Annotated in this window: 15 protein-coding genes, 2 tRNA genes and 1 riboswitch; of the genes, 9 read left to right on the forward strand and 8 right to left on the reverse strand. The window is 46.0% G+C overall.

All coding sequences use genetic code 11. The features are described from left to right. Positions 1–211 precede the first annotated feature (211 nt). Positions 212–284, forward strand: a tRNA-Thr gene (locus GBH70_RS11365). Between the two features lie 61 nt (positions 285–345). Further along, positions 346–433: transfer RNA gene (locus tag GBH70_RS11370), tRNA-Ser, on the forward strand. 50 nt (positions 434–483) lie between these two features. Here GBH70_RS11370 and GBH70_RS11375 read toward each other — a convergent pair. The 5 genes from GBH70_RS11375 to GBH70_RS11395 form a co-directional block, all read right to left on the reverse strand. Beyond that, the gene (locus GBH70_RS11375; RefSeq protein WP_151681158.1) at positions 484–1,269 is read right to left on the reverse strand and encodes a 5'-nucleotidase, lipoprotein e(P4) family; all 786 of its coding nucleotides are present in this window, start codon (positions 1,267–1,269) and stop codon (positions 484–486) included. A gap of 111 nt (positions 1,270–1,380) precedes the next feature. Continuing rightward, the gene (locus GBH70_RS11380) at positions 1,381–1,521 is read right to left on the reverse strand and encodes a YvrJ family protein (RefSeq protein ID WP_151681159.1); all 141 of its coding nucleotides are present in this window, start codon (positions 1,519–1,521) and stop codon (positions 1,381–1,383) included. A gap of 74 nt (positions 1,522–1,595) precedes the next feature. Beyond that, on the reverse strand, positions 1,596–1,814 hold the full coding sequence (locus GBH70_RS11385; RefSeq protein WP_151681160.1) for a DUF2922 domain-containing protein: 219 nt from the start codon (positions 1,812–1,814) through the stop codon (positions 1,596–1,598). Between the two features lie 21 nt (positions 1,815–1,835). After that, positions 1,836–2,054, reverse strand: a complete 219-nt coding sequence (locus GBH70_RS11390; RefSeq protein ID WP_151681161.1) for a DUF1659 domain-containing protein — start codon at positions 2,052–2,054, stop codon at positions 1,836–1,838. Between the two features lie 380 nt (positions 2,055–2,434). After that, positions 2,435–3,970, reverse strand: a complete 1,536-nt coding sequence (locus GBH70_RS11395) for a response regulator transcription factor (protein WP_151681162.1) — start codon at positions 3,968–3,970, stop codon at positions 2,435–2,437. Between the two features lie 298 nt (positions 3,971–4,268). Here GBH70_RS11395 and GBH70_RS11400 point away from each other — a divergent pair, with 298 nt between their 5' ends. From GBH70_RS11400 to GBH70_RS11410, 3 genes are all read left to right on the forward strand, one after another. Further along, complete coding sequence (locus GBH70_RS11400; protein WP_151681163.1) at positions 4,269–4,871, forward strand: DUF6230 family protein; 603 nt, start codon at positions 4,269–4,271, stop codon at positions 4,869–4,871. 24 nt (positions 4,872–4,895) lie between these two features. Then, positions 4,896–5,318: a DUF6114 domain-containing protein gene (locus GBH70_RS11405; RefSeq protein WP_151681164.1), complete on the forward strand. Its 423-nt coding sequence runs from the start codon at positions 4,896–4,898 to the stop codon at positions 5,316–5,318. Positions 5,319–5,453: 135 nt separating this feature from the next. Next, positions 5,454–6,218, forward strand: a complete 765-nt coding sequence (locus tag GBH70_RS11410; protein ID WP_216643885.1) for a hypothetical protein — start codon at positions 5,454–5,456, stop codon at positions 6,216–6,218. Here the strand turns inward: GBH70_RS11410 and GBH70_RS11415 are convergent. After that, complete coding sequence (locus tag GBH70_RS11415) at positions 6,178–7,092, reverse strand: DUF1002 domain-containing protein (protein WP_151681165.1); 915 nt, start codon at positions 7,090–7,092, stop codon at positions 6,178–6,180. The genes GBH70_RS11410 and GBH70_RS11415 overlap by 41 nt on opposite strands. A gap of 267 nt (positions 7,093–7,359) precedes the next feature. Between GBH70_RS11415 and GBH70_RS11420 the strand changes: the two genes are divergently transcribed. Next, positions 7,360–8,211, forward strand: coding sequence for a MurR/RpiR family transcriptional regulator (locus GBH70_RS11420; protein WP_151681166.1), 852 nt, complete (start codon positions 7,360–7,362; stop codon positions 8,209–8,211). Positions 8,212–8,259: 48 nt separating this feature from the next. Here GBH70_RS11420 and GBH70_RS11425 read toward each other — a convergent pair whose 3' ends face one another. Together GBH70_RS11425 and gltP are read right to left on the reverse strand one after the other, a co-directional pair. Further along, on the reverse strand, positions 8,260–9,414 hold the full coding sequence (locus GBH70_RS11425; RefSeq protein WP_151681167.1) for a metallophosphoesterase: 1,155 nt from the start codon (positions 9,412–9,414) through the stop codon (positions 8,260–8,262). Between the two features lie 225 nt (positions 9,415–9,639). Beyond that, positions 9,640–10,929 (reverse strand): glutamate/aspartate:proton symporter GltP, encoded by a 1,290-nt coding sequence (gene gltP, locus GBH70_RS11430; RefSeq protein WP_151681168.1) that lies wholly within the window; start codon positions 10,927–10,929, stop codon positions 9,640–9,642. Between the two features lie 286 nt (positions 10,930–11,215). Next, positions 11,216–11,364: riboswitch (cyclic di-AMP (ydaO/yuaA leader) on the reverse strand. A 199-nt stretch (positions 11,365–11,563) separates the two neighbouring features. On the opposite strand from gltP, the gene GBH70_RS11435 reads away from it, so the two are divergent. The 3 genes from GBH70_RS11435 to GBH70_RS11445 all read left to right on the forward strand — a co-directional run bounded on the left by GBH70_RS11435 (position 11,564) and on the right by GBH70_RS11445 (position 13,528). Further along, positions 11,564–12,184, forward strand: a complete 621-nt coding sequence (locus GBH70_RS11435) for a histidine phosphatase family protein (protein ID WP_151681169.1) — start codon at positions 11,564–11,566, stop codon at positions 12,182–12,184. 428 nt (positions 12,185–12,612) lie between these two features. Then, on the forward strand, positions 12,613–13,038 hold the full coding sequence (locus tag GBH70_RS11440; RefSeq protein ID WP_151681170.1) for a helix-turn-helix domain-containing protein: 426 nt from the start codon (positions 12,613–12,615) through the stop codon (positions 13,036–13,038). A 91-nt stretch (positions 13,039–13,129) separates the two neighbouring features. After that, positions 13,130–13,528 (forward strand): hypothetical protein, encoded by a 399-nt coding sequence (locus tag GBH70_RS11445; protein WP_151681171.1) that lies wholly within the window; start codon positions 13,130–13,132, stop codon positions 13,526–13,528. Positions 13,529–13,533: the final 5 nt, after the last annotated feature.

The following is a 13,533-nucleotide window of genomic DNA, read 5'->3' on the forward strand; positions in this document are numbered from 1 at the left end:
GAGCCAACAAAATTTCCAATTCACTTGTTTTTAACCCTTGACATCACACCGTAGGACTTAAAAAACGTTTTCTTCTATTGTAAGACTTCTTTTCCTTTCTTTCGAGTAGGAACGGAAAATTATCCGACAATCATTCCATATATTTTTTTTAAATACCCCTTGCAATTCTAATTTTATTATAATATAATTTATATTGTCTTGATGATCACACGCTGGTGTAGCACAGTTGGTAGTGCACTTCACTCGTAATGAAGGGGTCGTAGGTTCGAGTCCTATCACCAGCATCACCATCCTTTATATAAGGTTTCTCCTGTATAGGAGAACCTTATTTTTGACAAATATTATGGAGAAGTACCCAAGCGGCTGAAGGGGACGCACTCGAAATGCGTTAGGGCGGGTTACCGTCGCGTGGGTTCAAATCCCACCTTCTCCGTTCATATTCTATAAAAAAATTCCGGGGGTTACCCCGGAATTTTTTTATGCTCAAGAACCGCATGCCAGATCATTGTCCCAATCGCCGTAAACGGGATTGGGAAACACGATGAATTTATTGCCGAATTCGCTGCGGAAACGGACCGCTTCCTGGTTGCGCGCCTTGTTTCCTTTTCCGTCAAATGCTTTTGCAAAATCCCCCAAATTATCGCCAAACAAGGCGATCAGTTCATGGTTTTTTTCCACCGTTTGGCGGCGCGTTTCTTTGCTGTCCGTTTCTTTTCTGAGCAGCACATGCGATGGAACTGCCTGCGGGATGCCTTCTTTCTTCAAATTTTTCAGCGTCGCGGCAAGATATTTTTCGCTCCGGTTTGAAATGTAATAAATATCAATTCCTTTTTGGTCGGCGTATTTTAAAAACGACAGCGCACCGGGCAGCGGTTTTGCTTCCTCTTTTTTCACCCAATCTCCCCAGCCGTCACCGAAAGAGATTCCTTTTTCCACCATATACGTTAAATACGGCCCGTTATCGAGCACCGTTTCATCCAAATCAAGCACAATCGCCCGCTTCTTTTTTACATGTGTGCGCAGGCTTTCATCTATGCGCTTTTTCCCTATATTGTACCCCTGGTAATAGAGTGCCTTCGCTTCACCCGAAGTGCGGTACCAGGCAAGGCCCCATTTCGACTGCTCGTCTTTCTGTTTTGCCGTGCAGCCGGAAACAACGGCCGTATTCGAGGCGGCAGCTTCCTTGTTTTGGTTTTCACTGGCGGCCGAGCATCCTGCACTGCCCAGCACCAACGCGCAGACAATGAATACTCCGGCAAACATTTTCATGTTCGTCCCTTCTTTCTGAAGCGCTTTTAAACTTAGTATAATGAAAAATGCGGAAATGATACATACAAGCAAAAAGCAGAGGCCTGAAAACAACTTCAAGCCTCTGCCCTTTTATATCCCCTTCATCCGTTCCGGCAGGGTTTGGATCGATTCCACCACCGCATCCAGCTTGACCTCAATCCGATACAGCAGATAAACGGTGACCGCAATCGGAAACCCGACCTCACTGATGAGCGTTATCATCTCCTGCATCAACCCGCTCTCCTCCCGTGAAAACAAAGCGGCCCCCAATTTCGTGCCGAGGGAACAGGGGGCCGCCGTTTCCATTATTGAAGTGTATAGTCGGTAATATTTTGTTCAATCAGGCGCGCAGCCTTCATGGTGGTCAACGGCATGCCGGCAGGACTGACAAGGACGCCCGACCCCAAGATCTGCACCATGGCACTTTTTAATTTTGCCGTATCAACCGGTTCGGCCGGGCTGTCAACTGCCACGCGCACCGTTTTGCCGTCTTCGGATACAAATTGAAGTTCCAATGTTTTCAATTCACTATTCCCCCTTTAGAATTAGCTTAAAATATCGTTGTTGTCAATGCGCTCGACCGTAACCAAAGGCTTTTGCTGCAGGGACGCGTAGGCCTGCGCGAATTGTTGGATGCTGTCCGGCGTTGCCGTCAGCGCCACATTTGTAAATGTCTTCGTTTTCGTCACCGGTTTCCCCTTTTCATCCACTCCATCGTCAAAAATCAATGAAATGCGGGAACGTCTTAAATATGCTTGCGCCATTTCCCGCTCACCCCCTTTCACCCCTTATATAGTGACCAGCGGGGAAAAAGGGCACCTCCATGCGCAAAATTTTTGGAAAACTGATAAAAGAGGCTGAAACCATTTGGGAAATATATGAAAGCTACGCGTTCTTTATAAGGCTTTAAAGACATTTCATGGCCTGAATTTTATGCCTAACGGTTCTGAGAAGAGTTATCAGAACCATTTCGTACCTGAATTTTTAATCTAACGGTCATTAACAAACCATACAGGCTGATATTTTCGTGAAAGGGAGTTACTGAAGACCGTTCCGTCCATAAATATAAATGGCTGCCCGGCTGCAAAAACGACCTGCCCCGCACATGATACGCGAAAACAGGCAGTGCCCGCTGTATAAAAAATTAATGGATCAAACCGAGCCGCATCGCCTTTACAGCCGCTTCCGTGCGATTTTTAGCATGCAGCCGTTTCATTAAGCTTGACACATAATCCCTCACCGTATATTCGCTCAAATGCAGAATTTCAGCCGCTTCCATTGTCGATGCCCCGTCTGCCAAAAGCTGGAGGATATGGATCTCGCGGGCGGACAATTGGACAAGCTCCAATTGTTTTTCGTCCCACTGGTTCGCCTTTAAAAATTTGGTCAAAAGCTCCCCTGCGCTCTGGCCAAATTTCAAGAGCGCCGTGAATGTGCTGCTGTCCACCTGGAAAAACTTTCCCGGCCCCTGGTCCAAAATGGCGCCACCGATCAGCGTCCCTTCCGACGGCACACAGATCGGCGCCACGACGACGGATTCAAGCTGGAACTGCTTCACATATTGCATTGGGAATTCTTCCGATGCTTTCGGAATATAAAGCGGCTGGAAATGCTGCACCATCTTCGGCTGCGGTTCCGCATTTGCCAAGGTTTTTGAAATGGACGGGAAATGGTGGATCGCTTCTTTTATATTTTGGATATCCGCATTATTAAAATGGTAGCCGAAAAGGCCGAACCCTGCCCCGTCACTTGCCGAATAACGGAACAGGGCACAGCGCTCAAACGGCAGGTATTGTGCATAGCCGTAAGCGATATTTTGGATGGCTTCGTTTAAATCCTGCGACCGCATAATCCATTCGTTAAACAATATGACCGCATCTTTCCACTGGTCCCCCGCATAGATTTTCACACTTATTTCTTCTTCCATCTGCAAAAGGTGCATTGCATACGTCAAAAAAGGGATGGTTGCCGAAACATCATGGTCGCTCATGCAAAAAATCAGTACTTCATTTTTCCATGGGACAGGGAATACATCCCGTTTTTCATCCGGCTTCTTGCGCGGCGTCAGCTTCAATAAAGCTTCCGACAGCCAGAACCATGAGGGGTCCGCCCGTTCATACAGCTCACTCGTAATGATGCCATCATCCATTCCGATCACTTTTTTCAGGCGGTATCCCCCATCCACATGGCTGATCCTCGCAATCCACTCAATCCGAAGCTGTTCGGACTGGACAAGCTGTTCGCAGAATGCCTCTATATGGAATGCTTCCTGTTTCGAGATGAGCAGCGCTTTTTCGCAAATTTTTGAAAATAAATATTGGACGGAAGGATGCAGATGGAAAGAACGGGTCGTGCTTTCCTTGATCGCCTTATGCACGGAATTTTCAATCAGTGCCAAAATAAAAATCAGCATATGCGGCTCCGGCGGACGGTTAAATTCTTTCACCCATTGGGAACGGATATTGTAAATCAACGTTTCAACCGATTGCTGGTCGGAACGGAAAAAGGCGGTGAAGCAATTGAAAGCGAATTCAAAAGCATTCGCACTGCCTTTATGCGTCTCCTTTAAATATCGCAAAATTTCCTTGCATTCCGACGTAATTTGCTGCTGGTGCGAACGCAAAAGATCAACCCCGTGTTTCATGACCATTTTCATATGCGCATTTAACGACAGTGACACCTTTCTCCCCCTTCATCCATTTTTAACCCCTTTGCCAAGCTTTTTTCCTTCTATATTATCATATTAGCACGGCATCGGTGTTTTTTTAAGACCGGCCGGTATTTTGCACACGATATTTGTAGGCCCGGGCATAAAAAATTTCCTACAATCATAGGAATATATTTTTTAGCCCGAAATGAATAAAATAAAGAAAAAATGTAAGCGATACCATTATAGAAAGGAGGGGATATTCCGCGTTTTTGCTTCCGATCCGCACGGCTTTATAAATTGATTTTTTTTCACAAGGGGAGGATTGTACATGAACGAAGGGGCTTTAGTGATTCAAGGGAAAACGTCGAAAAAATGGTTCTTTTCATCGCTGCTTGCAGGGCTTTTATTTTTAGGAGGATTATTGGCGGTGCTCGGCATCAACGGGGTTGCTGTTGCGGCTTCAGTCGGGGGCATCGGCAAGTTTAACGTTTCATTTAAGGAAATGCAGGGGCAGGGCTTTAAATTATACGGAGACTTATACGGGGATCCTTCCAAAGGCGCAGATCACGTCAAACCTGTCTTTGTGAATGAAATTGATCAAGTGACCATTCAAGATCTTGTCATTGCAAAAAATGTTTCGATTCCGCTCCTCGGCGACTATCAAGTAAAAATTACAGCAGGGGACGGGGACACACCTGTACATCTCAAAGGTTTGATCCAAAAAGCGGCATTGATTCAAGGAGACGCCGTCTTTACAAATATGAATATTTCCGAAAACTATGTAACTGCAGACGACCCTGAAGCCGTGAAAAAAGGCTTTACGCAGGGGTCAGATACATTAACGATCAGAAACGGCAGCTTGGATACGCATTATCTTTTCCAAAAAGTGGCGAATCTGCCGGATCTGAAAGTACAGCTTGTGAAAAAATAGGCTTGTCTTCAAGGAGTGATCATAATGGGCAAGTTCCATGTGTTCCGCACCAAATTTAAAAGCTGGAGAAGAAGCCGGCCGTTCTGGGGGGCAACGTTTACGTTGCTCTCCGGAATGATTATTTTATATGTGCCGGTCCAGCTTCTCGAAGTGGCAGCCGCACCTGGGAGTATGGTTTCCATCGGCCTCATTTTCGGCGGTGTTATTTTCCTGATCGGCGGAATGGGATATTTTTTCCCAAAATTCAATATTGTGTTCGGCGTTTTGACGATTTTCCTATCCGTCCTTTCCATTATGGGCGCAATGGGCGGATTTTTAATCGGTACCCTGCTCGGCATTATCGGCGGGTCTTTATCTGTTTCATGGAGAGTGATCAAGCAGGAAGAACCGGCGGCTGAAATGGGTTCCATCCGGGAAATTGCCGCAGGGACAGTAGAAGAAAAATAAAGACTATTGACAGAAATGGTGATGCAAGTGAAGAAGACAAAATCTTTCCTGTTTATAGCCGCATTCATCGCATTCAATTTTTGCTTTTTTGTGAATCTAACGGTGGCTGAATCCCCAACAACAGATGGTTTCATTATGGAAGCGGACCACGTTGAAGGATTGATGCTCGCCCCTGCCATTGTCACAGACGATACAATGACAAAGCAAAACCAGGTAATGCTGCGTCTGCAATATTCGGATGCAACCATCTACGGGTTAAAAATTACGAAAGTGCTGCAAACATCGGAGGGCCCGGTAACCGTCCACATGAATGCGGCCGGCCCTATTCATTTGAAAAATATGAAAGTGGACGTCACAAAAGCGGAATTCAGCGGAATTTACGCCCCCGACAAATTGGACGGGATCGGTATGAAAGATGTCCGCCTCGTTGCCCATCAACAGCTGGCGGGAATTGCAGATCTCCCAAATTTGGATGTAACGATGGAAAATGGCGCTGCCAATATCGATACTTCAAGTTCAGATGAGGAAACATTGCGGAAAATCGCCGACCAGCTGACCGAGCTGCTGAAATCGGGTGGTGGAACGGAACAAAAAGACGTCAAAACAAAGTCTGATGCTTCCGGAAATAAAGGGAGTGGCAAAACTCCGGATCAAAGCAAGGATAGCACCCCGGATACGGAAAAAGCCAAATCTGATCATTCAGCAAAACAAACGGAAAATCATTCTGAAGAAAAATCTTCATCCGAGGCTTCCCGCTCTTCCGCCCAATCCGGGCAAGACGGAGGCAATCTAGGTGCAAACGTTCAACAAAAAGAAGGCAGCAGCTCCGAAAATCAGGAGCGAACTGCCCTCTTTTGCTTTATTGAAACAAATTGGAGATTGCATCAAAGATTTTTTTGAAGAAATCCTGCACACTTTGCCAGAAACCTTTATCGCCTGCCGCTTCTTTGATTTTATTGCTTAGTTTGTCAGACAAACTGCCCAGTTCGCTTTTTACCGAATCAAAGTTGATATTCAGCTTACGCATTTGGTCAAATAAATCATACAAGAGCTGCCGGTCGGAGTCGGTCAGATTGATATTTAAATCTTTTAATTTATCGTCAACAATTTTTTCGATATCTTCTTTGGTCGCCGGATGCTGGGCCGCGATCTCCTGCTTAATTTCGGTCAAAAGCTGTGTAACCTGGTCATTGCTTAACCCTTCTTTTTGCGCCAAATCGGTCGCCACATTCAATTCCTGGCTGGCAACTTTTGTCCGGTCCGAATCAAGCTTGTCGCCCGAACTGCTGGAGTCGTCGTATGCTTTGTAAATGCCGACGAGTGCGGAGTGCCCGGTAACTTTTAAAGGGGAAGCCACTTCGATGTCCGCATTCTGGACACCGGCCGTCAGCAGCGCGTTTTTATACATATCCGCCGTTACTTCTGTAATATTGTCCGGCGTTACAATATGGACCTGGACGCCGCCGGAATCGGTTCTTGTAATTTTCGCCGAAGAATACATATGCGAATTGCGGTTTCCGTCTGGGATGTAGTGGACGAGGTCATCGCCCGTCACAGTAATTTCTTCCACATTGCTTGCGTCGTCAACGCCAAGATCTTTTTCCACTTCCGCTTTTTGGGAGGCGGAAAGCGCCGAGCCGACTACGACAATCGGCTGCCCATACTTTTCATCGATTCCCGTATCACTATTTCCGGAAGCCTTGGCAATGCCATTCATGCCAAACCCAAGCGCAACCGTGACTGTTAATCCCATTAAACCCAATCTTTTCAACATGTTACTTTCTCCTTTTCCTGTTTTGAAATGTTGCCGGCCGTGCCGTAAGCCATTTCAAGGATGCCTGTAAACATACATCCTAAATTATAATGCAATCATTACCATTGCACCATGAGTTTTCCCTAAAAATTTGATGAAAAACGGGCCCTTGTGCCTGAAAAAAGTTTTGAAAATCAAATACGATTTCTAGATAACGCTTTCAAAATATTGAATTTTATACTAAAATAAAGATAGCAGTTACGACACAAACAGGAAAGGTGTTTGCTCATGGGCAATCAAATGCAGTCATTTCCGTGTCTTCACAGGATTCAAACGATGTACGCAGAATTTAGTGAAAAAGAGAGAAAAATCGCAGACTACATCCTCAGTAATCCGCAGCATTTGGTTCACAGCACGATCAACCAGGTTGCGGACGATTTGCTCGTTGCCGACGCCACCGTGTTTCGTTTTTGCAAACGGATCGGTTTCAGCGGTTTCCAGGCCATGAAAATCGCATTGGCTGCGGAAGCCGCACGCCCTGAAATAGAAGTGAACGAGGCCATCAAAGATACTGACAGCGAAAAAGCTGTTGCGGTAAAAGTGTTCGAATCAAATATCCAAACGCTGCGGGATACGATCCACACTTTTAACCAAAAACATCTTCATGATGCCGTCGAATTTATCCGCAAAGCAAACAGCGTCATCTTTTACGGCTTCGGCAGTTCTGCGATTGTCGCACTCGATGCGCACGAAAAATTTTTGCAGACCGATCTTAAAACGGCGGCTTATACAGACCCACATTTGCAGCTGCTAAGTGCGGCGAAGTTAACGAGCGATGATGCGGCGATACTGATCTCCCACTTTGGATCGGATAAGGATATGCTGAAACTGCTGCATGCCATCCAGGAAAACGGCGCCAAAACGATCGGGATTACGCAATTTGCCAAATCTCCGCTCAGCCAGAAAGTGGATGTTCCTTTGTTTACGGTTTCGCAGGAAACTGATTTCCGCTCCTCTTCCTTTTCTTCGCGGATTGTGCAGCTCAGCATCATTGACGCCCTCTATGTGAATGTCATGGTGAAGACAAAGGACGAAAATGAAGAAGTTTTGCAAAAAAGCAAAGAAACTTACACCGTGTGACAGTGCCCCGCCTGTATGCCGACGGGGTGTTGCCGCATTTTTGTATCTTTATTCCCCGCTGAATAAAGTAAATCTCGACCCTAGGACATTCCTCTGGAGCTCCGCCACCATTTTTACAATATCCGGATCAGGCCGGACAACCGATTTGGCCTGCTGGCTGAGGATTGCATAAACAGGCTTTGCTTCCGATTTTGCACGTGAAACAACCCAACTTCCCCCCTTTTTTTCAAGCGTCAAGTCGACAACCCCGAGATGGCTTCCCCATCTGCCCGGCATCACTGCGGGTACGCCGTTGATCGTCCCTTTCCGTATATCGACGCCGGGAACCCCCGCAAAAACTTCACTTGGAAAAACCCTGTGCTGGTGGCCGAATAAAATGGCGTCAATTCCCTTTACCTGGCTCAGCAAATAAACGGCATCACCGGTATAAAAAGGCTGTTTCGCGGGCGGATCCACGCCGCAATGGGCCAAAGCAATGATGAGATCGGCCCCCTCTTGTTTCATCTTCGGAATAAAATGCGCTGCCGTTTGCATAATATCTTTCGCCTTAACCCTTCCTTGAAGCCCCGGCTTTTCCCATTCAATCACGGACGGGGTAACAAAGCCGATGACCCCGATTTTCAAATGATGATGGCGCCCGAGCCTGTCTTCAACTTTTTTGTCCAAAATGACATAAGGTTTAAAAAAGTTCTGTTCGTCCATATCGTTTTTCCCGAAGTTGTAGTAAATGTTGGCATTCACAAACGGAAATTGTGCGCCGCGGATCGTTTGGACCAAAAAATCAAGGCCATAATGGAAATCATGGTTACCCATTGTCGCGGCATCATATTGCAAATGATTCATCACCTTGATAAAAGGGTGGACTTCCCCTTTTTTCAGCGGGCGCCGCGCCGCATAGGCCGCCATATCGTTTCCCTCAAGCAAGTCCCCGTCATCAAAAAGCAACGTATTTTTTGCCATCTTTCTTTCCTGGGAAATGAGCGACGCGGTCAGCGCCAGCCCGTAAGTTTCCACCTCCGAGCGGGCTGCATAATCGTAATTGAGCATATATCCGTGCAAGTCCGTTGTTTCCAATAACCTTAAATCGACCGGGGCCTGTTTCGGCTGGAACAAAAAAGCCGCCTCTGCTTCCTTCCCCCGGGAAAAAACCGCTGCCAAAAGTATGCATACAGCCGCCCGTCTCAGCATTTTTCTTCCGTCCATCTGAATCCCCCTTCCATTGGCGGCGGTGCAAAAAATGTTGAACTTAGTTTGCGCCCGCCCGTCCTCCATTATTTCGGACCGCCCTGTAACAATCATTGGCAAAACTTTGTTAAAACTTACTGGAATTTGATCGCTTTTCCAGCCTGCGCACAAAAAAAGAAAGCGATGAGCTTGTACCCGTTGTGGTATCTCACCGCTTTCCTGTATCGTATTTATTCAGTCAATTTAAGATTCAGTCGCATATTGGGCATCGCGTTCTCCGCTGATTTCGGCGAGATATGCTTCCCCTTTTGCTTTATCATATTTGCCTTCCCACTTGGACACAATAATGGTTGCGAGCGAATTGCCGATGACATTGCAGGCCGTTCTTGCCATATCAAGGATACGGTCGATCCCGGCAATAAAGGCGAGTCCTTCAAGCGGAATGCCGACAGAGCCCAATGTTGCCAAAAGGACAACGAACGATACGCCCGGCACGCCGGCGATACCTTTTGATGTCACCATCAGCACCAATACGAGCGAAATCTGTGCGCTGATCGATAAATGGATGCCGTACATTTGGGCAATAAACAAGGCGGCAAGCGACTGGTACAGCGTTGAGCCGTCCAGGTTAAACGAATAACCGGTTGGAATCACGAGCGTCGTAATCGATTTCGGACAGCCGAATTTTTCCATTTTCTGCATCAGTTTCGGCAGCACCGTTTCCGAGCTGGCGGTTGAGTAGGCCAAAATCAGTTCATCTTTCAATATCTTAAAAATATGGAAAATATTGACGCGAAAGATCCAAGCAATCAAACCAAGGACAACCACAATAAAGAAAATAATCGTTCCGTACACGGTTAAAACGAGTTTACTTAACGGGATCAGCGATTTAAGCCCGAATTGTGTCACTGTCACGCCGATCAAGCCGAATACGCCGATCGGGGCAACTTTCATGACCAAATTCGTGACATAAAACATTGCCTCACTTACGCCCTGGAAAAAGTGGAGCACCGGTTTCCCCTTTTCGCCAATCGCGGCAACCCCGATCCCGAACACCACGGAAAAGAAGATGATCGGAAGCATATTCCCTTGCGATAATGATTCAAACAAGTTGGTCGGCACAATATTTAAAATCGTATCGATAATGCCGTGTTCCGAAGTTTCTTTCGTTGTCTGCACATAACTGTGGATATCCGTTTTTGTCAGCGAGCTCATATCGATTCCTGTGCCCGGATGGACAATATTCGCGGCGAGTAGCCCGACAACGATCGCAATCGTCGTGACAATTTCAAAATAAATCAAGGTTTTAAAGCCGAGCTTTCCGACCTGCTTAATATCCCCGGCCCCGGCAACGCCGACAATTAAGCTGGAAACGACGATCGGAATGACAATCATTTTAATCAGCCGCAAAAAGATATCCCCGAACGGCTGCAGAATATTCGAAACGGTATCATTGCCATGGAAAACTCCACCAATGATAATGCCAAGAATAAGTCCGATAAAAATCTGCCAAGCCAAGCTGATTCTTCTCATGAAATTCCCTCCCAGATGTAAAATATTTTTGGCTGTCGATGATCGCAACATCCGCTTTGTGAAAACGCGCTTGCAAATCCGGAGCCGCCCCCGGGGTTCCAGCGCGCCGGATTCCCTTTAGGGGCTGCAAAATATTGCGGAATCAGCCATTTTTTTTAAAGCGGTATGCCAAACCGTACCCCTGTTCCGCGGCCGGCAAACCGGGTTCATGGTTTAAAAAAAACCACGAAAGAGAGAGACTCCTTCGCAGCACAAAGCTTAAGAAGACGTGTCCAAAAAACACGTGCAGTTCTCTCCAGACGCTTACGAGGTTAGCTGACGGATTAGGGAGTAAAGAGTCTCCCCACCTTTCTAAAGAAAGGTTTCACCCCTGGTGCCGAAACACCGAATGGTTCCCCCGCTTACATGAAGCATGTAATTGAGCGATCATATGAAGTTCGAAAAAAGTAATTCCAACCATCCTTCAAATAGTTTTTTAGCGTCCGTGCCTATTATATAATATTTTAATATAACTTAGCAAATATATTTTACTTATAAAAAATTGCATAATTAATAGTAACGGCCTCAACTTCACCCTTTCCATATAATTTGTTAAAATGATAACAAACTTATTTTTCATGAAAAGAGGTAGGACATGGCTACTTTTTATTTTGTGCGCCACGGCCAGACGGAGTGGAATGCTGACAGGAACAGATACTGCGGAAGGAGCGATATCGGGTTGTCAGAATTGGGCATCAGGCAGGCGGAACTGGCGGCCGAAGCTTTAAAGGATGTTCCGTTTGATGCCGCTTATTCATCGACATTAAGCCGCGCTTATGATACGGCGGAAATTCTGCTCCGGGGGCGGAACCTGCCTATCGGGAAAGACCCGCGTATCGTCGAAACCGACTTCGGTATGTGGGAAGGGGAAAGATTGGAAGATTTCTCCGTCAAGTTCCCGGACAATTGGGAGGCATGGCTCCGCGACCCGGGTACAACGAAGGCGGGCTATACAGGAGAGAATGCAGTCCAAGTCTATACCCGCTTCCGTGAATGTGTCGATGAATTGGCACAGAAGCATCCGGATGGGACAATCCTTGTGGTTGCCCACAGCATGGCCGTCCGTTTTTTTGTTGCAGGAACCTTGCAGGTGCCTTTTAAAAATTATCGCATGATCCCGCAGGACAATACCGGCATTACGATTTATAAACAAACCCCGGAAGATTCCCGCTTCCTGGCGATTAATATCAACACGCATTTATATTCTATAAAATGAATCTATTTAAATTTCATACTATTTTTTGAATATAATAATAGAAGCTGTTCGTATTCAAAAAAGCGGTGGATTCTGGTCAACCCGCCGCTTTTTGAATACATTTTCATAACGAAAACGATTACATATAGAAAAAAGTTTAAATCAATCTTCTTTTCATGCTAAACTGTAGATGGACTATAAAAAAAAGAGCCGGGAACGCAAAATCTTTCATCACTATTGGGGAACTGAAAGAGATTTTATCAGATTTCATTAGAAAATAGGGGGTATCTTTGTCTACACGTCTATTTTCATGCTGTCCCCGGCCCTTTATCACGATATCCGTAAAAAGGGATACTTGTCCTTCGACAAATAATTTCTATACATTTATATTATACACAATTATTTTGGATGTCAACCACCATTTTTGATTTTTTTAAGGAGAAATGGCTATGGCCAATCATGGGAAAGAAAACATGAAAGACGTAAAAGAAATATTTGCAGCGCGCTTGAAGAAAATGCGGACGGAGCGGGGTTACAGTCAGCCCGGGCTTGCAAAACGCATCGGCGTGAGCGACCGCAATATTTCCAACTATGAAACCGGGTATAGTTTTCCTTCTATTAAAGTGCTGTACCGCATCTCACAAGTGTTAAAAGTTTCAATCGATTATCTGCTGGGGCTGACCAACCATCCGGAACTTGATGAAACAAATGATGCTGTCAGCAACCCGGAAAAGAAGCTGCTGGAAACGTTAAGCAATGAACCGGATTTGTATCAATTGATGCTGAAAGATCCCGAGAAAATGGCAAACCGCATTTACCGGACGTGGAATTTGATTAGAGAACTGAATGACCATGGCGATGGCGAAAATACATAAACCATTTTAAGCAAAAATTAAATGATCTCCTTCATAATGGACAACGTGGGAATCACCCACGAAAGAATGACATTGTAAAGGAGATATGGTTATGGCAAAAACAACAAAAGCCCATTTTTTTGTTAGCCTCATTACATCAATCTTACTCTTCCTGCAGGCAGGATTAGGACTTTATACTTATTTCACCAGCCCGAAGCAAAACGGGCAAGCAGCAGCCATGCATGGCGGTATGGGGCAGGCAACGTTTGGAGGTTCTTCAAGCAGCAGTTCCAGCAGCTCATCCGGCAGCAGTTATTCAAGCAGCACAAACAGTATGCCATCCGGAATGCCAAGCGGTATGAAGCAGACAAGCAACAGTTCATTCTCGCTCATGCGCATGGAAACCGGCACAGCCGGCTTAGTGATCAATCTCGTCTTTCTGCTCGTTTCCTTGTTCGGTTTCCTCTTAGCATGGAAGGTGCGGAGCGGAAACAAAGTGGAAATTGAATAAATCGC

It is taken from the genome of Weizmannia acidilactici (assembly GCF_008974225.1).
GTDB lineage: Bacteria > Bacillota > Bacilli > Bacillales > Bacillaceae_C > Weizmannia > Weizmannia acidilactici.

What these genes read in the sequence shown, in the direction of transcription:
- GBH70_RS11375 (WP_151681158.1), bottom strand. Translation starts at nt 1,269, where the DNA reads ATGAAAATGTTTGCCGGAGTATTCATTGTCTGCGCGTTGGTGCTGGGC.
- GBH70_RS11380 (WP_151681159.1), bottom strand. Translation starts at nt 1,521, where the DNA reads ATGCAGGAGATGATAACGCTCATCAGTGAGGTCGGGTTTCCGATTGCG.
- GBH70_RS11390 (WP_151681161.1), bottom strand. Translation starts at nt 2,054, where the DNA reads ATGGCGCAAGCATATTTAAGACGTTCCCGCATTTCATTGATTTTTGAC.
- GBH70_RS11400 (WP_151681163.1), top strand. Translation starts at nt 4,269, where the DNA reads ATGAACGAAGGGGCTTTAGTGATTCAAGGGAAAACGTCGAAAAAATGG.
- GBH70_RS11405 (WP_151681164.1), top strand. Translation starts at nt 4,896, where the DNA reads ATGGGCAAGTTCCATGTGTTCCGCACCAAATTTAAAAGCTGGAGAAGA.
- GBH70_RS11410 (WP_216643885.1), top strand. Translation starts at nt 5,454, where the DNA reads ATGGAAGCGGACCACGTTGAAGGATTGATGCTCGCCCCTGCCATTGTC.
- GBH70_RS11415 (WP_151681165.1), bottom strand. Translation starts at nt 7,092, where the DNA reads ATGTTGAAAAGATTGGGTTTAATGGGATTAACAGTCACGGTTGCGCTT.
- GBH70_RS11420 (WP_151681166.1), top strand. Translation starts at nt 7,360, where the DNA reads ATGGGCAATCAAATGCAGTCATTTCCGTGTCTTCACAGGATTCAAACG.
- GBH70_RS11425 (WP_151681167.1), bottom strand. Translation starts at nt 9,414, where the DNA reads ATGGACGGAAGAAAAATGCTGAGACGGGCGGCTGTATGCATACTTTTG.
- gltP (WP_151681168.1), bottom strand. Translation starts at nt 10,929, where the DNA reads ATGAGAAGAATCAGCTTGGCTTGGCAGATTTTTATCGGACTTATTCTT.
- GBH70_RS11435 (WP_151681169.1), top strand. Translation starts at nt 11,564, where the DNA reads ATGGCTACTTTTTATTTTGTGCGCCACGGCCAGACGGAGTGGAATGCT.
- GBH70_RS11440 (WP_151681170.1), top strand. Translation starts at nt 12,613, where the DNA reads ATGGCCAATCATGGGAAAGAAAACATGAAAGACGTAAAAGAAATATTT.
- GBH70_RS11445 (WP_151681171.1), top strand. Translation starts at nt 13,130, where the DNA reads ATGGCAAAAACAACAAAAGCCCATTTTTTTGTTAGCCTCATTACATCA.